The sequence below is a fragment of the Streptomyces sp. RB17 genome (genome assembly GCF_009604455.1).
Lineage (GTDB): Bacteria > Actinomycetota > Actinomycetes > Streptomycetales > Streptomycetaceae > Streptomyces.
Genome location: NZ_WEGL01000001.1, coordinates 306841 through 325938, shown reverse-complemented (window position 1 = coordinate 325938; position 19098 = coordinate 306841). Strand labels below are relative to the sequence as shown.

The following is a 19098-nucleotide window of genomic DNA, read 5'->3' as shown; positions in this document are numbered from 1 at the left end:
GGGCGGGGTTGTTCGCCGGGGAGTGAGCGGGCGGCCTCACGGTCACTTGCTCCTGCTCACCCCGCGCACCTCGGACCAGACCCCGCCCGTAAGGCCGGACTCGGTCAACTCCGTTGCCCCACCCAGCAATTCGACCACCTAGTAATCTGACCCCCGTGAGCGACCCCGACCCCATCGAGCCGCCGGACGTGCTCACCGTCCGCCCCGCTCGCCCCGCCGACGCCGAGGACATCTACCGGCTCCTCAGCGGGTTCGTGACCAGTTACCGGCCCGAGCGTGGCCTCTTCGACCGCGTCGCCCTTCCCCGTGTCCTCGATGCCGCCGCGAACGGCAGTGCCGAGTTCCTCGTCGCCGAGGACGGCTCGGGCGTGGTCGTCGGGTACGTCCTCGGGCTGCGCATGCCCACCCTGTTCGCCGGTGGGACGGTGCTGGAGGTGCTGGAGCTCACCGTCGACGCGACCGTGCGTGGGCGCGGTACGGGTTCCGCGCTCATCAGGGCCGTACAGGCGAGGGCCGAGGACGCGCGCGATGTCGAAGTGACCGTGCCGACCCGCCGGGCCGCCGGTTTCTATCGCGGGCTGGGGTTCCAGGAGACCGCCTCCTACCTGAAGTGGGTGACGTCGTGACCCGGGCCGTGCGGATCGAGGGAGTCACCGCGCTGGTGACCGGCGCCAACCGTGGGCTGGGGCGGGTGATGGCCCGGATGCTCGTCGAGCGAGGGGCGCGGCGTGTCTACGGCGGGGCCCGTGAGCCGGGCTCGGTCGTGGAGCCCGGCGTCGTTCCGGTGCGGCTCGACGTCACCGATCCCGCCCAGGTGGCCGCGGCTGCCGAGACGTGTTCCGACCTGACCCTGCTCGTCAACAACGCCGGAGTTCTCACCGACAGCCCCCTGCTGGCCGCGCCCGACCTGGCCGCCGCCCGCACGGAGATGGAGGTCAACTACTTCGGCACGCTCGCCATGGGCCGCACCTTCGCGCCGCTGCTCGTCGGCAACGCGCCCGGCGCCGTCGTCAACGTGCTGTCCATCGCCAGCTGGTTCACCAACCCGGCGATGGGCTCGTACAGCGCCTCCAAGGCCGCCGCCTGGGCCATGACCAACGGGATCCGGGAGGAGCTCCGGGACAGCGGTGTGCTCGTCGTCGGTGTGCACTGCGGTTACATCGACACGGACATGGCCGCCCATGTCAGCGGGCCCAAGAACACGCCGGAGTCGATCGCCGCGCAGGCCCTCGACGCCGTCCGGGCCGGTCGTACGGAAGTCCTCGCCGACGAGCGCACCCGCCAGGCCAAGGCCGGCCTGGCACGCCCCGGCGACGCCTGATCCCACGTCATGCCTGCTCGTCTCGCCCACCGACGGCGGTGAAGAACGGCAGGCTGTACGGGTCGGTCGCCCAGCGGCCGACACAGTTGGGGAGGATCGCCGTGGACTACGCGCTCAAGGCGGTCCGGGCAAGAAGGTGGAGCCGACGGTGACGGTACCGGTGAAGGTGGTCACGAAGGACGACGTGGCCGGCTTCAGCGGCTGACAACGGGGTCATCTCTCAGCGGAAACAGGGGAGTCAACTGATGTACGACTACGACCTGTTGGTCGTCGGTTCGGCCAATGCCGACCTGGTGATCGGCGTCGAGCGGCGGCCGGCCGCCGGTGAGACGGTGCTCGGCGGCGACCTGGCCGTCCACCCGGGCGGCAAGGGCGCCAACCAGGCGGTCGCCGCCGCCCGGCTCGGCGCGACCACGGCCCTGCTGGCCCGGGTCGGCGACGACGGCCACGGCCGGCTGCTGCTGGACTCCCTGCACGCGGCCGGCGTCGACACGGTCGGCGTGCTGGTGGGCGGGGCGCCGACGGGGGTCGCGCTGATCACCGTGGACCCCTCGGGGGACAACAGCATCGTGGTGTCGCCGGGCGCCAACGCCCGGCTCGCCCCCGCGGACGTCCGGGCGGCGATCAGCCTGTTCCTGGCCTCGCGGGTGGTGTCGGCGCAGCTGGAGATCCCGCTGGAGACGGTCGTGGAGGTCGTACGGAACCTTTCCCCGGACGGCCGTTTCGTGCTGAACCCGTCCCCGCCGCGGCCCCTGCCGACCGAGGTGCTCGCGGCCTGTGACCCGCTGATCGTCAACGAGCACGAGGCCCGGGTGATCCTCGGGGACGCGTGTGTCAGCGAGGACCCCGCGGACTGGGCGCGGCTGCTGCTCGCCAAGGGGCCGCGCTCGGTCGTGGTGACGCTGGGCGCGGAGGGGGCGCTGGTGTGCGACTCCTCGGAGGTGACGCGGGTGGCGTCGGTGAAGGTGGCCGCGGTGGACACCACGGGCGCGGGCGACGCGTTCGCGGCCGCACTGGCCTGGAAGCTGGGTACGGGGACTTCCCTGGCCGAGGCGGCGGCCTACGCGGCCCGGGTCGGCGCGGCGGCCGTGACGAAGCGGGGTGCGCAGGAGTCGTATCCGACGGCGGAACAGGTCGAGACCCTGTGAACAAGGCGGGGATCCGGGTGATGCGCGCCCGTACGACTTCGAGGGGGCGGCCCCGGTCCGTCGACCGGGGCCGCCCCCTCGGCTTTCCCCTCCGTATCAGAACCCCGTGAATCCCCCCCGGGTCCCCTCCCGGGTTCTGATGACAGGTACGACACTCAGGGCCCGGGAAGGGTTGCACGCGTTCTCAAGATTCTTTGCCCGTCCGACACCCACAAGCGCTTCAGCCCCACCTCCAGGATCACCGGGCATCAGGGACGTCCGTCCGCACGCGGCCTCGCGCCCGGCGTGAGCGGGCCGCGATCGACGCGCCTCCCCCGGTACGCCGTGGCCTTCGGCCTCATTCGCCAGTGGGAGACCACCGTCCTCGCCGATGACCCCGCCATCCAGCGCACGCAGTACATGCCCGGAGTCGGACATCACATGTGGAACGGCCTGGACGGCAACGACGATCGCGCCGCCACTGTCATCAGCGCTTTCCTCCAGGGCAGCCCGGGCCCCTGCCGGACTACCCCACCCGCGAGGAGATCCCGGCCTTCCTGCGTAACCACAAGTGACGGCATGAACGAGCCGCGCGCCCCTGCTGTCGGCCACACGCTTCACGCCCCGCAGGGATTCACTCAGCCGCCGGGCGGCCCTCAGAATTGAGCCGCGGTTATGGGAATGCCCTGTGAAAGCGCTCCGCCGTCTCCGCCAGCACCTCCCGGCCGTCCCGGGTCCACAGGTCCTCGTTGAAGAGTTCGACCTCGATCGGGCCCGTGTAGCCGGCCGCCTCCACATAGCCCCGCCACTCGCGCATGTCGATCGCGCCGTCGCCGATCTGGCCGCGGCCGTTGAGGACGCCCTCGGGCAACGGGGTGATCCAGTCGGCGAGCTGGAAGGTGTGGATACGGCCGGCCTTCCCCGCGCGGGCGATCTGCGCGGGAGCCTGGTCGTCCCACCAGATGTGGTACGTGTCCACCGTGACGCCCACTTGATGAGCCGGGAAGCGTTCGGCGAGGTCCAGCGCCTGGGCCAGGGTCGAGACCACGCAGCGGTCGGCGGCGTACATGGGGTGCAGCGGCTCGATGGCCAGGCGCACGCCGTGGTCCTCGGCGTACGGCGCCAGTTCGGCCAGGGCGTCGGCGATGCGTTCGCGGGCCGCCCGCAGGTCCCTGCTGCCGGGCGGGAGGCCGCCGGAGACCAGGACCAGGGTGTCGGTGCCGAGCGTCGCCGCCTCCTCGATCGCGCGGCGGTTGTCCGCGAGCGCCGCCGCCCGTTCCCCCGGGTCGATCGCGGTGAGAAAGCCGCCCCGGCACAGGGTCGTCACCGTCAGGCCCGCGTCGCGGATCAGTTTCGCGGTCGCCTCCAGGCCGTACTCCTGGACCGGCTCGCGCCACAGGCCCACCTGCCCGACGCCCGACCGGCGGCAGGCGTCGGCGAGTTCGGGCAGGGACAGCTGCTTCACCGTCATCTGGTTGATGCTGAAGCGCGCGAGATCGCTCACTGGTTCACCCCGTACAGCGACAGCAGGGTCTTCATGCGTTCCTCGGCGAGTTCGGGGTCCGGGAACAGGCCGAGGCCGTCGGCGAGTTCGTAGGCGCGGGCCAGGTGCGGGAGGGAGCGGGCCGACTGCAGGCCGCCGACCATCGTGAAGTGCGACTGGTGGCCCGCGAGCCAGGCCAGGAGGACCACGCCCGTCTTGTAGAAGCGGGTCGGGGCCTGGAAGAGGTGGCGGGACAGTTCCACCGTGGGGTCGAGCAGCTCGCGGAAGCCGGCCGTGTCCGCGGTGTCCAGGAGCCGTACCGCCTCGGCCGCGAGCGGGCCCAGCGGGTCGAAGATGCCGAGCAGGGCGTGGCTGAAGCCCTGGCCGTCGCCCGCGATCAGCTCGGGGTAGTGGAAGTCGTCGCCGGTGTAGCAGCGGACGCCGTGCGGCAGCCGGCGGCGCAGGTCGATCTCGCGTCCGGCGTCCAGGAGCGACACCTTGATGCCGTCCACCTTGTCCGGGTGCGCGGCGATGACCTCCAGGAACGTCTCCGTCGCCGCGTCCAGGTCGGCCGAGCCCCAGTAGCCCTCCAGCGCCGGGTCGAACATGGGGCCCAGCCAGTGCAGGATCACCGGCTCGGCGGACTGGCGCAGGAGATGGCCGTAGATCTCCAGGTACTCCTCGGGGCCGGAAGCGGCGGCGGCCAGGGCCCGCGACGCCATCAGGATCGGCTGGGCGCCCGCCTCTTCCACCACCGCGAGCTGTTCCTCGTAGGCGGCGCGGATCTCCGAAAGGGAGCCGTCCGCGATCTGGTCGGTGCCGACGCCGCAGGCGATCCGGCCGCCCACACCACGCGCCTCCGCCGCCGACCGGCTGATCAGCTCGGCCGCGCCCGCCCAGTCCAGGCCCATGCCGCGCTGGGCGGTGTCCATCGCCTCGGCGACGCCGAGTCCGTGGGACCACAGGTGGCGGCGGAAGGCGAGGGTGGCGTCCCAGTCGACGGCGGCCGACGAGTCGGGCGAGACGTCCGCGTAGGGGTCGGCCACGACGTGCGCCGCCGAGAAGACCGTACGGCAGGTGAAGGGGGTGCCCGGCGACAGCACCAGCGGCTCGGTGCGGGGCTCATACGTCCGCAATCCGCTATGGGCGTCGGGGAGTTGGATGGTCACAGCCCGATCTCCGGTACGTCGATGCGGCGGCCCTCGGCGGAGGACTTCAGGCCCAGCTCGGCGAGTTGGACGCCACGGGCGCCGGCCAGCAGGTCCCAGTGGTACGGCGTGTCGGCGTAGACGTGCTTGAGGAAGAGCTCCCACTGGGCCTTGAAGCCGTTGTCGAAGTCGCCGTTGTCCGGCACCTCCTGCCACTGGTCGCGGAAGACCTCGGTGGCCGGGATGTCCGGGTTCCAGACCGGCTTGGGGGTCGCCGACCTGTGCTGAACCCGGCAGTTCCTGAGTCCCGCCACCGCCGAACCCTCGGTGCCGTCGACCTGGAACTCCACCAGTTCGTCGCGGTTGACCCGGACCGCCCAGGAGGAGTTGATCTGGGCGACGGCGCCGCCCTCCAGCTCGAAGATGCCGTAGGCCGCGTCGTCCGCCGTGGCGTCGTAGGGCTTGCCCTGTTCGTCCCAGCGCTGCGGGACGTGGGTGGTGGCGAGGGCCTGGACGGACTTCACGCGGCCGAACAGCTCGTGCAGGACGTATTCCCAGTGCGGGAACATGTCGACGACGATGCCGCCGCCGTCCTCGGCGCGGTAGTTCCAGGAGGGGCGCTGGGCGGGCTGCCAGTCGCCCTCGAACACCCAGTAGCCGAACTCGCCCCGGACGGAGAGGATCCGGCCGAAGAAGCCGCCGTCGATGAGCCGCTTCAGCTTCAGCAGGCCCGGCAGGAAGATCTTGTCCTGGACGACGCCGTGCTTGATGCCCTTCTCCTGGGCGAGGCGGGCGAGTTCGAGGGCGCCGGCCAGCCCCGTCGCCGTCGGCTTCTCGGTGTAGACGTGCTTTCCGGCGGCGATCGCCTTCTTGATGGCCTCCTCGCGGGCGGAGGTGACCTGGGCGTCGAAGTAGAGGTCGACGCCGTCGTCCGCGAGGACCGCGTCGACGTCCGTCGAGACGTGGTCGAGGCCGTGGCGGTCGGCGATCTCCCGCAGGGCGTGCTCACGGCGGCCGAGCAGGATCGGCTCGGGCCACAGCACGGTGCCGTCGCCGAGGTCGAGGCCGCCCTGGTCGCGCAGGGCGAGGATCGACCGGACGAGGTGCTGGCGGTAGCCCATGCGCCCGGTCACGCCGTTCATGGCGATTCGCACCGTCTTGCGTGTCACGTGAGTCCCCTCTGTCGAGCACGAATAGCAAGCGCTTTCTACAATGAGAAGCTAGCCTCCGCACAGCTGTCTGTACAAGACCGTGTCCCCTTCGAGTTGTTCGAGGGGGCGAACAACCGGGGGCCATGGCTTTAAGGTCTGCACGACAGATTCTCGGAACCAGCAGCACAACCTGGCTGTCTACGAGGGCGTACGACACGATGCGCGACCGGAGGACGACGAGATGACGGTGACCCTGGCGGATGTGGCGGCCCGCGCCCAGGTCTCACCCGCGACGGTGTCGCGCGTGCTGAACGGCAACTACCCGGTGGCCGCCTCCACGCGCGAGCGGGTGCTGCGGGCGGTGGACGAGCTGGACTACGTCCTCAACGGCCCGGCGAGCTCCCTCGCCGCGGCCACCTCCGACCTGGTCGGCATCCTGGTCAACGACATCGCCGACCCCTTCTTCGGGATCATGGCGAGCGCGATCCAGGCCGAGATCGGGGGCGTCGGGGGTGGCCGGGCGGGCGGTGAGCGGCTCGCGGTGGTCTGCAACACGGGCGGCTCACCCGAGCGTGAACTGACGTATCTGACGCTGCTGCAGCGGCAGCGGGCGGCGGCCGTGGTGCTGACCGGCGGGGCCGTGGAGGACGCGCCGCACGCGGCGGCGGTCGCGGCGAAGCTGCGCAAGCTCGCGGAGGCCGGCACGCGGGTGGTGCTGTGCGGGCGGCCGCCGGCGCCCGACACCGGGGCCGTCGCGCTCACCTTCGACAACCGGGGCGGCGCACGCCGGCTCACCGAGCATCTGCTCGGCCTCGGCCACCGCCGCCTCGGCTACATCGCGGGCCCCGAGGAGCGTACGACGACCCGGCACCGGCTCGAGGGCCACCGCGCGGCGCTGGCCGAGGCGGGGGCCGAGGAGGACCCCCGCTGGACGGTGCACGGCCGCTACGACCGGCAGTCCGGGTACGAGGCGACGCTGGAGCTGCTGCGCCGTGATCCGTCCCTGACCGCCGTGGTGGCCGCGAACGACTCCGTCGCGCTCGGGGCGTGTGCGGCGCTGCGGGACTCCGGGCTGACGATCCCGGACGACGTGTCGGTGGCCGGGTTCGACGATCTGCCGTTCAGCGTGGACACGGTGCCCGCGCTGACGACCGTGCGGTTGCCGCTCGCCGAGGCCGGGGCCAGGGCCGGGCGCATCGCCATGGGGCGGGAGGAAGCACCACCCGGACGGATCACGACCGTGCACGGCGAGTTGATGGTGCGGGGATCTTCGGGAGCGCCACGGTCAGCCGGGTGACCGCCCCAGCAGCGGACGCGGTGCCCGCGCCGACGACCGTGCGGTTGCCGCTCGCCGAGGCCGGGGCCAGGGCCGGGCGCATCGCCATGGGGCGGGAGGAAGCACCACCCGGAGGGATCACGACCGTGCGCGGCGAGTTGATGGTGCGGGGATCTTCGGGAGTCCCACGGCCGGCCGGGAAGTGACCGCCCCAGCAGCGGACACGGTGCCCGCGCCGACGACTGTGCGGTTGCCGCTCGCCGAGGCCGGGGCCAGGGCCGGGCGCATCGCCATGGGGCGGGAGGAAGCACCACCCGGACGGATCACGACCGTGCACGGCGAGTTGATGGTGCGGGGATCTTCGGGAGTCCCACGGCCGGCCGGGTGATGCGAGGGTCTTCGGGAGTCAGTCCCACGGTCAGCCAGGAAGTGACCGTCTCAGTAGCGGCATCGGCGCCTCGCCCCTCCTGCGGTCCCGGTACCAGCGTTTGCCGGTGTCGTAGGCCCGGCGGGCCCTGCGTACGGCGGAGATCTGGGTGGCGAGGTGGACCTGGTAGCGCCAGGGGCTCTGGTGGCCCTGGCGTACCGACATGGCGTAGGCGAAGGAGACCGGGTCGCGGTCCAGGTAGTCGTCCAGGTGCTCGAACCAGGCCATGCTGGAGCGCGCACCCGCCTGTACGGGGTGCAGTTCGGCGCGGCGGTGCTGGTCGTAGTCGCGCAGTGCCGCCCGTGGATCCGGGGTGCGCGAGAGGCTGTGGGCCAGCACGATCGCGTCGATCATCGCGAGCCGGGTCCCGGAGCCGAGTGTGAAGTGGGTGGTGTGCGCGGCGTCGCCGGCCAGGACGACGTTGCCGTCGACCCACGTCCGGTTGCTGATGTGCTGGAAGCGCTGCCATTTCGCCGGTGCGCCGCGTGAACTGCTGATCAAGGAGTGGCCGTCGAGCGCGCGGTGGAAGATCTTCTCCAGCACGGGCATGGCGTCCTCGGGGTCGAGCGTGTCGAGGCCGAGGCCCTGCCAGGTCTGCGGCGAGCACTCCACGATGCAGGTGCTGATCCCGTGGAACGACGGATAGGCGTGGAACCAGATCCAGCCGGCCGAGGTCTCCTCGAAGTCGAACACGAAGCTGTCGAACTGCCGGTCCGTGCCGAGCCAGATGTAGGGGTTGCGGCCGGTCTCGACCTTGGTGCCGAAGTGCTCGGCGCGGCTCTGCCGGATCCGGCTGCCCGCGCCGTCGGCGGCCACGATCAGGTCGGCCTCGGGCAGGTCGGCGGGGTCGGCGAGCCGCTCCCCGTGCCGGACGTCGACGCCGAGCGAGCGCGCGCGACGGGTGAGCACCTCCAGCAGGGCCGCCCTGCCCATGCTGTAGCCGTAGCCGCCGAAGTACGCCGTGCCGTCGTGCCGGCTGCCGTGCACACGGATCTCCTGGTCCTGCCAGAGCACGGAGCCGGCGCTCACCGCCCGCGCGCTCTCGGGGTCGTTGAGGTGCAGGATGTCCAGCAGATCGTTCCAGTACACGACGCCCCAGCCGTACGTCGCCTCCGGCGGGTCCCGCTCGATCACGATGATCTCGTGACCGGCGTCCCGCAGCTTCGCGGAGATCGAGAAGTACAACCCGGCCGGGCCTCCGCCCACGCAGACGATCCTCATCCGGTACCTCCGTTGTCACGGCCACACTGATACATCACTTCCGTCACGGGTTCCGCATATGGATCCGGGTGCCCGTGGGGTCGGGCACCCGGATCCACCCTTCGTTTGTCAGGGGGTTGCTTGCCAGGGCGTGCGGCTCACTTCTGACACTCAGTCCCAGCCGCCCCAGCCCCAGCCGCCGCCCCAGCCCCAGCCGCCGCCCCAGCCCCAGCCGCCGCCGTGGCCCCAGCCCCAGCCGCCGCCGTCGCCCCAGCCCCAGCCGCCCCAGCCCCAGCCGCCGCCGTCGTCTCCCCAGCCCCAGCCGCCGCCACCTTGGTGGTACGAGACGACCTGCTGAGGAGCGGACGAGGTGGTGGCTGCCTGGGCGGCTCCGGCTCCGGCGGCGATCGCCAGGATCGGTGCCGAGCAGACGGCGATAGCCACTCTCTTGATACGGGTGGTGTGCGCGCGCATGATGAGCCCCTCTCCGGAGGGTGTGATTGACTTTCCGGGGCCTCGACGGGCCGTCCATGTGCGCTCCAGAGCCTGCGCGTCGCTCAGAGCGCCGCCCACCGCCCACTGTTCCGCTCCGGCGGCGGACCGTCACGTCCGTGGATAAAACGGACATAAGTGACGTTCGTTATTAAAGCTACGACGAGGTTGCGGCGGAGTCAAAAGCAGGACTCTGCACCCGCCTAAAGAACAGGCAAAGGAAGCGGACCCGGGTCCGGTCAGTCAACACCCGTGCACGTCAAGCGCATTTGGTACGCCGATGAGCCGAACCGTGGACGCGGGCAGGTCGGCGGGCCTAGTCTCCGAGGGACGGCATCTCTGACTGAGTCAAACATCCGGGGGAGATCATGACCGTCCAGGACGTGCGGGCCTTCAACCGCTTCTACACGGGCCTCATCGGCGCCCTCGACTACGGCCGCCACCTCTACGCCCCGTACACCCTCACCGAATCCCGCGTGCTGTACGAACTCGCCCAGGTCCCGCACCTGGACGCGGTCGATCTGCGCACCCGGCTCGACCTGGACGCCGGGTATCTGAGCCGGATCCTGAACAAGTTCGAGGACGCCGGGCTGATCGAGCGCGGGCCCTCCGAGAGCGATCCGCGCCGACGGCGGGTGAGCCTCACCGCGCCTGGACGGGAGGCCGCCGCCCTGCTCGACGAGCGGGCCCGGGAGACGGTCGGGGCCATGCTCGACACCGTGCCCCCGGCCGACCGGCCACGGCTGGCGCAGGCCATGCGGACCATCCGGGAGGCCCTGGGCGGGGGCGGCGCCCGGTCCGACGAGGTCGTGCTGCGCGAGCCGCGCCCCGGCGACCTCGGCTGGATCGTGCAGCGCAACGCGGCGCTGTACGCGGCCGAGTACGGCTGGAACGCCGACTACGAGGGACTGGTCGCCCGGATCGTCGCCGACTTCGCGGAGGACCACGACCCGCATCTGGAGCGGGTGTGGATCGCCGAGCAGGCGGGGCGCCCGGTGGGCTGTGTGATGTGTGTACGGGACGACGCGCCCGGTACCGCGCGGCTGCGGCTGCTGCTCGTCGAGCCGGAGGCGCGCGGGCACGGCGTCGGCGACCGGCTGGTGCGGGCCGTGATCGACTTCGCGCGCGGGGTCGGCTACCGCGACCTGGTGCTGTGGACCAACGACGTGCTCAGCGGCGCCCGCCGGATCTACCAGCGGCACGGCTTCGTTCTCGTCGCGGAGAAACCGCACCGCTCCTTCGGCAAGGATCTCGTGGGCCAGGACTGGCGACTGGATCTGCACGAATCGGGTGAATGACGAGTCACGGATCGGGCGGATGACGAGTAGGGTCCGGCCCATGAAGCTGGCGTTCTCCACTCTCGGTGTCCCCGGCCTGCCCGTCCCCGATGTCCTGGCGCTCGCGACCGCCCACGGCTACCACGGCGTCGAGCTGCGCGCCCACCCGGAGGAGCCGGTCCATACCGGCCTCTCCCCCGCCGAACGCGCCGAGACCGCGGCCCGGTTCAAGGAGGCCGGGGTCGAGGTGCTGGGCCTCGCCGGGTACGCGCGGGTCGCCGCGCCGGGTGACGACGCACCCGTCCTGGCGGAGATCCGGGACCTCCTGCACCTCGCCCACGACCTGGGCGCGCCCTACGTCCGGGTGTTCCCCGGCGCCGACCCCGACCGCCCCCTGGAGGAGTCCGACGCACTGGCCGCCCGGCGGCTCGGCACCGCGGCCGAGGACGCCGCAGCGCTGGGGGTGCGGATCCTGCTGGAGACGCACGACTCGTATCGCACCGGTGCCGACGTGATCCGGGTGCTGGGTCCGGTCGGACACCGGCAGGTGGGTGCGCTGTGGGACGTCATGCACACCTGGCTGGGCGGGGAGCAGCCCGCCGACACGTACGCGGCGCTTGCTCCGCATCTGGGGTATGTGCAGGTCAAGGACATCGCTTCGGCGCAGGACACGGTGCCGCTGCCGCTGGGCTCGGGGGTGCTTCCGCTCACCGAGTGCGTGGATGTGCTGTGCCGGCGTGGGTGGGACGGGTGGTTGTGCTGGGAGTACGAGAAGCGGTGGTACGAGGCTGCCGCGCCGCTTGCGGGGTTGTTGGGGGCGGGGCGGGAGCACTTGCTGCGCTTGCTGGGTGAGGCGGCGTAGTTCGGGGTGATGTGCGGCTACTGGCTCGGGGCCGCATCGCCGTCGCCGGGTGCGGGTGCGGGTGCGTTGTGGTACCTCGCGCCCACGCGGCGGAGCCGCACATCGAATACGGCCCCGCGCCCCCACGGGGCGCTGCCCCGGCCCTCCGTTTAAATCGCTGGCCCGGTCATCGGCGCCCGGCTAGCCTCCCCCGGTGATTCAGCCGCTCATCGATGTACGGCCCCTGCGCGCCTCCCCCGTCTTCCGGCGGCTGCTGGTCGGCCGGACCGTGTCCGTGCTCGGTGGGTTCATGACCATGGTGACGGTCATGTACCAGGTGTGGGACATGACCCGCAGTACGGCGTGGACCGGTGCGGTCGGGCTCGCGCAGGCGCTGCCGCTGGTGGTGTTCGGGCTGTTCGCGGGCGCCTGGGTGGACCGGGCGGACCGGCGGCGGATCTATCTGACGGCGACCGTGGGACAGGCGGCCTGTTCCGTGCTGCTGGCCGTGCAGGGCTTCACCGGGCATGTCCCGGTGGGGGCCGTTCTCGGGCTGGTCGCCACGCAGGCGGCATTCGGCGCGCTCGGCGCCCCGGCGGCCGGGGTCTTCGTGCCGCGTCTGCTGCCGAAGGACCAGGTGGCGGCCGGTCTGGCGCTGAACCAGATCACCGGCCAGTCGATGATGCTGCTCGGCCCGGCCCTGGCCGGTGTGCTGCTGGGCCGGCTGGGCATCGGCGCCTGCTATCTGCTGGACGCCCTCAGCTTCGGCGTCGCCTTCTACGGCGCCTTCGGGCTGCCCGCGCTGCCACCGCGGGGCGAACTGTCGCGGGCGGGCCTGCACGGGGTGCTGGACGGCCTGCGGTTCCTGGCCGGGCACCGGGTGGTGCGGGGCGCGCTGATCACCGACCTCGCCGCGACCGTGCTGTCCTTCCCGGTGAGTCTGTTCCCGCTGGTCAACGCCGAGCGGTTCGGCGACGACCCACGCACCCTCGGCCTGTTCCTGTCGGCCCTGGCGGTGGGCGGCGTCACGGCCACCGCCCTGTCGGGCGCGGTGACCCGGCTCGGCCGCCCGGGTCCGGTGATGCTGGGCGCGGCGGCCGTCTGGGGTGCGGCGCTGGTCCTCTTCGGGCTGATGACCAACCCGTGGCTGGGGCTCGCCCTGCTCGCCGTCGCGGGCGCCGGGGACGCCACCTCGGTTGTCTCCCGGTCCACGATCGTGCAGACCCGCACCCCGGACGCGCTGCTCGGCCGGGTCACGGCGGCCGAGCAGATCGTCGGCCAGGCGGGTCCCAGTCTCGGCAACGTGCGCGGCGGCCTGGTCGCCGGCTGGACCAGCGGAGTGACCTCACTGGTCACCGGCGGCCTGCTGTGTCTGCTCGCGGTAGGGGCGGTCGCCGCGACGACACCGGAGCTGCGGGACCGGGCGCCGGCTCCGGCCGACGGAGCCGCCCAGGCCACGGGATCCGTCTGAGGAGCCTCTCAAACGGCGGCCGGGCCCGGGAGGCCGCCGGCCGGACCACCCGCGCAACCCCACTGATCACCCGCGGCCCGCTGTGTCTGCTCGCGGTAGGGGCGGTCGCCGCGACGACACCGGAGCTACGGGACCGGGCGCCCGCTCCGGCCGACGGAGCCGCCCAGGCCACGGGATCCGTCTGAAGGGCCTCAGGCGTTCTGGCCCGGGCGGGCCGTCAGCGGTGTCGTGCCGTTCAGGCACCAGTCCAGGACCGCCGGCCAGGGACCGTACCCGGCGTCGAGGTCGAGGTGGGCGGCGCCGGGGAGCATGTCGGCGGGGAGGCCGAGGGGCTCGGCGTAGAGGCGGTGGGCGCCCTCCGGGCAGTACGGGTCGTCGGTGCCCGCCACCAGCCGGGCCGGGCCGGGAAGCGGGGTGTCGAGGGCGGGCGGGGCGAAGGCGGAGACCTCCGGCTGCCCGGCGAGGAAGGACCCGGACGGCGGCGCGACGAGCAGTACCCGGTCTGCGTACCGCAGCTGCTTCAGGCCCCGGGCGGCGGCGTGCAGCCACAGCACGGCGGAGAGGCTGTGGGCGACGACGACCCGCTCGCCCGAGTCGTCCAACGCGTCCAGACGGCGGGCGAGCTCGGTGAGCCACACCTCAAGGCCGGGGTCGTCCGGGTCGGGCAGCTGCGGATAGGTGACCCGGTGGCCCAGCTCGGTGAGGCGGTCGGCGAGCCAGTGCTGCCAGTGGTCCTCGGGGCGGTGGTTCTGCCAGCCGTGCAGGATGAGGTACGAGCGCGTGGTCATGCCGCCGATGATTTCCGACCCGACTCTCGCCGTCCAGTTAATGTTTCCGGGTGGAACAGGTGAGCGGAACCTACACGATGGATCTGCGGCGGCTGACCGTGCTGCGCGAACTGGAGCGCCGGGGCAGCCTGGCCCGTACCGCCGCGGCCCTGCACCTGACCCCGTCGGCGGTGTCCCAGCAGATCGCGGCGCTGGCCCGGGAGTTCGGGGCGCCGCTGACCGAGCGGGACGGACGGGGCGTACGGCTGACCGGGCAGGCCCGGATCCTGCTGGGCCACGCCGCGACCATCGCCGCCCAACTGGAGCGGGCCCGGGCCGACTTGGCCGCGTACGCGTCCGGTGGGCGCGGACAGGTCACGGTCGGCTGCTTCGGCAGCGGCATCCTCGGGCTGCTGCCGCCGGCGCTGCGCGCGCTGGCCGAGCGGTTTCCCCGGGTCCGGGTGGACGTGGTGGAGGCCGAGCCGCCGGACGTGTTCACCGCACTCGACGCGGGCCGGCTGGACGTGGTGGTGGCCGTCGACTTCGGGGCGACTCCCCCGCACACCGACCGCCGCTACACCCGCACCGACCTGCTGACGGACATCCTCGACCTGGCGCTGCCCGAGGATCACCCGCTGGCCGCTCGCGACCGCGTCCCGCTGCGCGAACTGGCCGCCGAGCCCTGGATCGTGGGCGCGGCAGGGAGCTGCTGTGGCGCGGTGGCCCGCGCCGTGTGCGCGGCGGCGGGCTTCACCCCGGACATCCGCCACGCGGTGAACGACTGGAGCGCCCTGACCGCCCTGGTGGAGACGGGCATCGGGGTGGCCCTGGTGCCGCGCCTGGTCCGCCCGCTGTACACCCACCGCCGCCTGGCCGTACGTCCGGCGGCGGGACAACCACCGTCCCGGAACGTGTTCGCGGCGGTACGGGCGGGGGCCGAGGCGGATCCGGTACTGGGGGCGGTGTGCGAGCAACTCTGTTCTGCGGCACGCCAGTTGACGGAGTCCCCTGAGTGGGAGCCTGCGGTGCGGGCCTAGGCCCGGTCGTCAAACTCCAGCCGTCCGCCCGAAGGGCGGGCCCTGCGGCGTCAGGTGCGTGCTCTCGGCGTGCCGGACCCTGGCCCTCGTACTGGATGTACTTGGGCCTGGGTCCGGTGCGGCGAGAGTGCGTGCATGGCGTCGCGGGGCAGGAGGGAGTTTGACGACAGGGCCTAGGGAGCCGGTGTCGGCGGGTCAGAGCCTCCGCGCGCAGCCCACCGGGTTCCGGCCCCCCAGCTGGACGTACAAAGCCGTCGACCCCGGGCAGTCCTCCCGCGCCGGTGTCGCCTTGGTGATCCGGTACTGGGGGCGGTGGGCGCCGGTGCCGTTGCAGGGGGTCTCGCGGACCTGGCCCTTGCCGGAGGAGTAGACGCAGTCGCCGGGGATCGTGCGGGGTCCGCCCCCGCCGCCGGGGTCGCCGGGGTGCGGGGGCTCCAGGTTGCGCATGCAGGCGTAGCCCTGGGGTATCGCGCCGTCGCCGTCCTCGTCGGCGGCCGTGGACCGGTCGCTGATGTGCAGGACGAAGTCGGTCGTCGGCGGGCACAGGGGTCCGTCGGCGCTCGCGCCGTCGTAGCGGGCGACGACCCTGGCCGCCGCCCGCTCGCTCGCGCAGGGCACCTCGGTGAAGCTGGCCGTGCCGAAGGAACTGCACTCGCCGACCGCGAGGAACTCGGCGCCGTAGCCGCCGGTGGTGGCCGGGGTGGGGCGGGCGTCGCCGACGGGGGTGCCCGCCGTGCCCCGGCAGCCGGCCAGCAGGGCGGCCGGCAGCAGGCAGGCGAGACACGCGGCCCTCATCGCACCTTTCCCACGCATGGCCATCCCCCCTGACACCCCGGTCCAGCGTGGCCCTCGGCGGCACGGCCACGCCAGACATGTGGGAGGGTTTCCCCCCGTTGGGGGTATTGCGCCCGGTGTGTGGCGTACGGCTAGTACGTCAGCCCGTGCCCGATCGGGTACAGCACCTGCGTGGGGTCGTCGGCCCGCTGCACCGGCACCGGCAGCTTGCCGCGCGGGGGCACGCTGCCGGCGATCACCCGTGCGGCGGCGCGCACTTCGACGTCCGTCCAGCCGTAGGAGGCCAGGCAGGCCTTGACGGAGGGGAGCTGGGCCACGTCGTAGGGGTTGCGGACGGCGAGGGCCGCCAGGGGCTTGCCCGTGGCCAGGAGCTGTTCCACCAGCGTGCGTTGGGCGTTGCCCGCCGTCACGTTGTAGGTCGCGACGACCACCGCGTCCGCGTCCTGGGCGGCCTCGACGGCCTGGGCGACGGTCGCGGCGGAGGGAGCGGTGCCGGTGGACAGGGCCGTGGCGGTGAAGCCGAGTTCGGTGAGGGCGGCGGCCAGCACGCCGGTGGGCGGGCCGGTGGTGCCGGAGGGGGAGGCCGGGTCCGCGCCGACGACCAGGAGGCGGGGCTCGGTGCGGGGGGAGAAGGGGAGGGTGTCGTCCTCGTTGACCAGGAGGGTCGTGGTGCGTTCGGCGATCCGGTCGGCGGCGGCCAGGTGCGCCTCGGTGCCCACCGTGTGCTCGATGCTCGTCCGGCCGGCCCGCCGGTCGTCGAAGAGGCCGAGCCGGGCCTTCAGGCGCAGGATGCGCAGGATCGATTCGTCGAGGCGGGCCTCGGTCAGCTCGCCGTCCTGGACGGCCTTCAGCACGGCGTTCCAGGCCACGTCGAGGGACGGCGGATTGAGCAGCTGGTCCACCCCGGCCTTCAGCGCGAGCACCGGCACCCGGTCGTCGCCGTACTTGGTGCGGACGCCCTCCATGCCGAGGGAGTCGGTGATCACGACCCCGTCGTAGCCGAGTTCGCCGCGCAGGATGCCGGTGAGGATCGGGTGGGAGAGGGTGGCCGGGTCGCCGGAGTCGTCCAGGGCCGGGAACTGGATGTGCGCGGTCATGATCGAGTCGATGCCGGCGGCGATCGCGGCCCGGAAGGGCACTGCGTCCAGCTTCTCCCACAGGTCCCGGCTGTGGGTGATGACCGGGAAGCCGGTGTGGCTGTCGGTGGCGGTGTCGCCGTGACCGGGGAAGTGCTTGGCGGTCGCCGCGACCCGGGACGCCTGATAGCCCTTCACCTCGGCGGCCGCCAGCGCGGCGACCGCGTCCGGGTCGGCGCCGAAGGACCGTACGCCGATGACCGGGTTGGCCGGGTTGACGTTGACGTCGGCGTCCGGGGAGTAGTCCTGGTTGATGCCGATCGCGCGCAGCTCGGCGCCGGAGATCCGGCCGAGGGTGTGCGCGTCCGCGCGGGAGCCGGCGGCCCCGATCGCCATGGCGCCGGGGAAGAGGGTGGCGGGCTTGCCGACCCGGCAGACCGCGCCGTGCTCCTGGTCGGTGGCGATGAGCACCGGCAGGCCGCGCGGCTGGTCCAGGGAGGCTTTCTGGATGCCGTCGGAGAGGTCGGCGATCTGGTGCGGGTCGCGGGTGTTGTGGGCCCAGGTGAAGTAGATGATCCCGCCGACGCGGTACTTGGCGATCAGCTCGGCGGCCGTGCCGACGCCGATCTCGCTGCGGTTGGCGTCGATGTCGGCCTGGTCGGGGGCGGTGGCGGAGTGGCCGTAGACCCGCATCACGAAGAGCTGGCCGACCTTCTCCTCCAGCGTCATCCGGGAGATCAGGGCGCGCAGCCGGCGGTCGTCGCCGGGCGCGGCGGCGCGGGCGGTCGTCGGTACGGCCAGCGCGGCGGTGAGGCCGGCGGTCGCGGCGAGGACGGCGCGTCTGGAGGGGCGTGCGGTCTTTCCCGTGCTTCCCGTGCTGGTGTCGCTTCCCGTGCTGGCGTCGTGCACGTGCGCTCCTTCCGAAGGAGAACCGCTGAAGGAAACTTCCGAGGAGTCACCAATATCCGGGAAGTTTCTTTCCGTCAAGGGACTGCACAGTAACCGCGGAAGGGGCCGCCACCGGCGCACGGGAGGGGGGCGCGCCGGTGGCGGCGGGCCGCCGGCCGTGCCGCGGCGAAGAGGGTGGGTCGGCGTTCGCGGCCAGTCGCGAGGGGCCGACACCACGGCACGGAAGACTCGTCCGGCAACCTGCGCGTTGGACGGGCCGGGCACGCGCCGGGTTCCCCCGCCTGTGCCATCGAGCCGGACGCCTCCACCGCGAGCTACTTCTTCGCCGCGGCCGCCGTCACCCCGGGCCGCGAGGTGACCGTCCCGGGCCTCGGCACGGGCGCCCTCCAGGGCGACCTGCGCTTCGTCGAGGTACTGCGGCGGATGGGCGCCGAGGTGGAGGTCGCGGCGGACCGGACGACCGTACGCGGCACGGGAGTTCTGCGCGGCCTCACGGTGAACATGCGGGACATCTCCGACACCATGCCGACGCTCGCCGCGATCGCGCCGTTCGCCTCCGGCCCGGTCCGCATCGAGGACGTGGCCAACACCCGGGTGAAGGAGTGCGACCGGCTCGAGGCCTGCGCGGACAATCTACGCAGACTCGGCGTGCCGGTGGCGACCGGCCCCGACTGGATCGGGATCCGGCCGGGCACGCCCGCGCCCGGCACCGGCATCAGGACCTTCGGGGACCACCGCGTCGTGATGTCCTTCGCGGTGACCGGCCTGCGTACCCCCGGCCTGTCGTACGACGATCCCGGGTGCGTCCGCAAGACGTTCCCGGGGTTCCACGAGGCGTTCGCGAGGCTCCCGGAAGCACGGTGACCGGGCCGGCCGTCAGCAGAGGATCCACCCCGAGTCGACCGAGCCCCGGGGCCCCACCGCACCCTTGACCCACACACAGCGGTGGCCGGCGTGGACCGTCACCGGCCCGGCGAGCTGCCGGTAGCGGCCCTTGTCGACGACCGGGCGGTTGCCGCGGGCCTGGACGCTGACGGACATGGTCCGAACGGGGCCGGGATGCCGGGCGACGGTGACGGCGCAGACATACCCGTCGCCCTTGTAGACGTGGGTGACCCCGCTGCTGAACGGCAGGGTCCGCACCTCCTGCCCGGCGCAGCCGCCGGCCGTGCCCGCCTCGGCGGTGCCGGCCGTCACGAGGGCGAGCGCCCCGCTCGCGGCCAGCAAGGCCGCACCGAGCGCCAGGCGCCGGCGTATACCACCACTGTCCACTTCGTTCCTCCCCGTACCACGGTCGTAC

The 19098-nt window shown here is 72.7% G+C and carries 17 protein-coding genes and 2 pseudogenes; 10 read left to right on the top strand and 9 right to left on the bottom strand.

From position 1 onward, the window contains the following. The first annotated feature begins 155 nt into the window (after positions 1–155). From SRB17_RS01515 to SRB17_RS01505, 3 genes are all read left to right on the top strand, one after another. Positions 156–626 (top strand): N-acetyltransferase, encoded by a 471-nt coding sequence (locus SRB17_RS01515; RefSeq protein WP_323374830.1) that lies wholly within the window; start codon positions 156–158, stop codon positions 624–626. Further along, positions 611–1321, top strand: a complete 711-nt coding sequence (locus tag SRB17_RS01510) for an SDR family oxidoreductase (protein WP_323374829.1) — start codon at positions 611–613, stop codon at positions 1319–1321. Before SRB17_RS01515 ends, SRB17_RS01510 begins: the two co-directional genes overlap by 16 nt. Positions 1322–1566: 245 nt before the next feature. Next, a complete protein-coding gene (locus tag SRB17_RS01505) occupies positions 1567–2469 on the top strand; it encodes a ribokinase (protein WP_153533925.1) in 903 nt (300 codons plus the stop codon). 652 nt (positions 2470–3121) lie between these two features. Here SRB17_RS01505 and SRB17_RS01500 read toward each other — a convergent pair. The 3 genes from SRB17_RS01500 to SRB17_RS01490 are packed head-to-tail and all read right to left on the bottom strand — an operon-like array spanning position 3122 to position 6248. Further along, complete coding sequence (locus SRB17_RS01500; RefSeq protein ID WP_323374828.1) at positions 3122–3952, bottom strand: sugar phosphate isomerase/epimerase family protein; 831 nt, start codon at positions 3950–3952, stop codon at positions 3122–3124. Then, a complete protein-coding gene (locus SRB17_RS01495) occupies positions 3949–5100 on the bottom strand; it encodes a dihydrodipicolinate synthase family protein (RefSeq protein WP_323374827.1) in 1152 nt (383 codons plus the stop codon). Before SRB17_RS01495 ends, SRB17_RS01500 begins: the two co-directional genes overlap by 4 nt. Further along, positions 5097–6248, bottom strand: coding sequence for a Gfo/Idh/MocA family oxidoreductase (locus SRB17_RS01490; protein ID WP_323374826.1), 1152 nt, complete (start codon positions 6246–6248; stop codon positions 5097–5099). The genes SRB17_RS01495 and SRB17_RS01490 overlap by 4 nt, the downstream gene beginning before the upstream one ends. 223 nt (positions 6249–6471) lie before the next feature. On the opposite strand from SRB17_RS01490, the gene SRB17_RS01485 reads away from it, so the two are divergent. Then, the gene (locus SRB17_RS01485) at positions 6472–7527 is read left to right on the top strand and encodes a LacI family DNA-binding transcriptional regulator (RefSeq protein ID WP_153533924.1); all 1056 of its coding nucleotides are present in this window, start codon (positions 6472–6474) and stop codon (positions 7525–7527) included. A 32-nt stretch (positions 7528–7559) separates the two neighbouring features. Beyond that, positions 7560–7712, top strand: a pseudogene (locus SRB17_RS01480) (LacI family transcriptional regulator); the annotation flags it as partial. A gap of 212 nt (positions 7713–7924) precedes the next feature. Here SRB17_RS01480 and SRB17_RS01470 read toward each other — a convergent pair. Then, positions 7925–9154 carry an FAD-dependent monooxygenase gene (locus SRB17_RS01470; protein WP_153533923.1) on the bottom strand — a complete coding sequence of 410 codons (1230 nt, stop codon included), beginning with the start codon at positions 9152–9154 and terminating at the stop codon, positions 7925–7927. Positions 9155–9304: 150 nt separating this feature from the next. Further along, a complete protein-coding gene (locus SRB17_RS01465; protein ID WP_153533922.1) occupies positions 9305–9607 on the bottom strand; it encodes a hypothetical protein in 303 nt (100 codons plus the stop codon). Between the two features lie 386 nt (positions 9608–9993). Here SRB17_RS01465 and SRB17_RS01460 point away from each other — a divergent pair, with 386 nt between their 5' ends. From SRB17_RS01460 to SRB17_RS01450, 3 genes are all read left to right on the top strand, one after another. After that, positions 9994–10923, top strand: a complete 930-nt coding sequence (locus SRB17_RS01460) for a bifunctional helix-turn-helix transcriptional regulator/GNAT family N-acetyltransferase (RefSeq protein ID WP_153533920.1) — start codon at positions 9994–9996, stop codon at positions 10921–10923. A 40-nt stretch (positions 10924–10963) separates the two neighbouring features. Continuing rightward, the gene (locus tag SRB17_RS01455; RefSeq protein ID WP_153533918.1) at positions 10964–11764 is read left to right on the top strand and encodes a sugar phosphate isomerase/epimerase family protein; all 801 of its coding nucleotides are present in this window, start codon (positions 10964–10966) and stop codon (positions 11762–11764) included. A 193-nt stretch (positions 11765–11957) separates the two neighbouring features. Beyond that, a complete protein-coding gene (locus SRB17_RS01450; RefSeq protein ID WP_323374825.1) occupies positions 11958–13214 on the top strand; it encodes an MFS transporter in 1257 nt (418 codons plus the stop codon). 191 nt (positions 13215–13405) lie between these two features. Here SRB17_RS01450 and SRB17_RS01445 read toward each other — a convergent pair whose 3' ends face one another. After that, on the bottom strand, positions 13406–14002 hold the full coding sequence (locus SRB17_RS01445; RefSeq protein ID WP_153533916.1) for an RBBP9/YdeN family alpha/beta hydrolase: 597 nt from the start codon (positions 14000–14002) through the stop codon (positions 13406–13408). Positions 14003–14061: 59 nt separating this feature from the next. Here SRB17_RS01445 and SRB17_RS01440 point away from each other — a divergent pair, with 59 nt between their 5' ends. Further along, complete coding sequence (locus tag SRB17_RS01440; RefSeq protein ID WP_323374824.1) at positions 14062–15018, top strand: LysR family transcriptional regulator; 957 nt, start codon at positions 14062–14064, stop codon at positions 15016–15018. A gap of 195 nt (positions 15019–15213) precedes the next feature. Here SRB17_RS01440 and SRB17_RS01435 read toward each other — a convergent pair whose 3' ends face one another. Then, a complete protein-coding gene (locus SRB17_RS01435) occupies positions 15214–15813 on the bottom strand; it encodes a hypothetical protein (RefSeq protein ID WP_153533914.1) in 600 nt (199 codons plus the stop codon). 131 nt (positions 15814–15944) lie between these two features. Continuing rightward, positions 15945–17798, bottom strand: coding sequence for a glycoside hydrolase family 3 protein (locus SRB17_RS01430; RefSeq protein ID WP_323374823.1), 1854 nt, complete (start codon positions 17796–17798; stop codon positions 15945–15947). Positions 17799–18083: 285 nt separating this feature from the next. Here SRB17_RS01430 and SRB17_RS01425 point away from each other — a divergent pair. Beyond that, a pseudogene (locus SRB17_RS01425) lies at positions 18084–18662 on the top strand (3-phosphoshikimate 1-carboxyvinyltransferase); the annotation flags it as partial. A 12-nt stretch (positions 18663–18674) separates the two neighbouring features. Here SRB17_RS01425 and SRB17_RS01420 read toward each other — a convergent pair. Further along, a complete protein-coding gene (locus tag SRB17_RS01420) occupies positions 18675–19070 on the bottom strand; it encodes a hypothetical protein (protein ID WP_323374822.1) in 396 nt (131 codons plus the stop codon). Positions 19071–19098 lie beyond the last annotated feature (28 nt).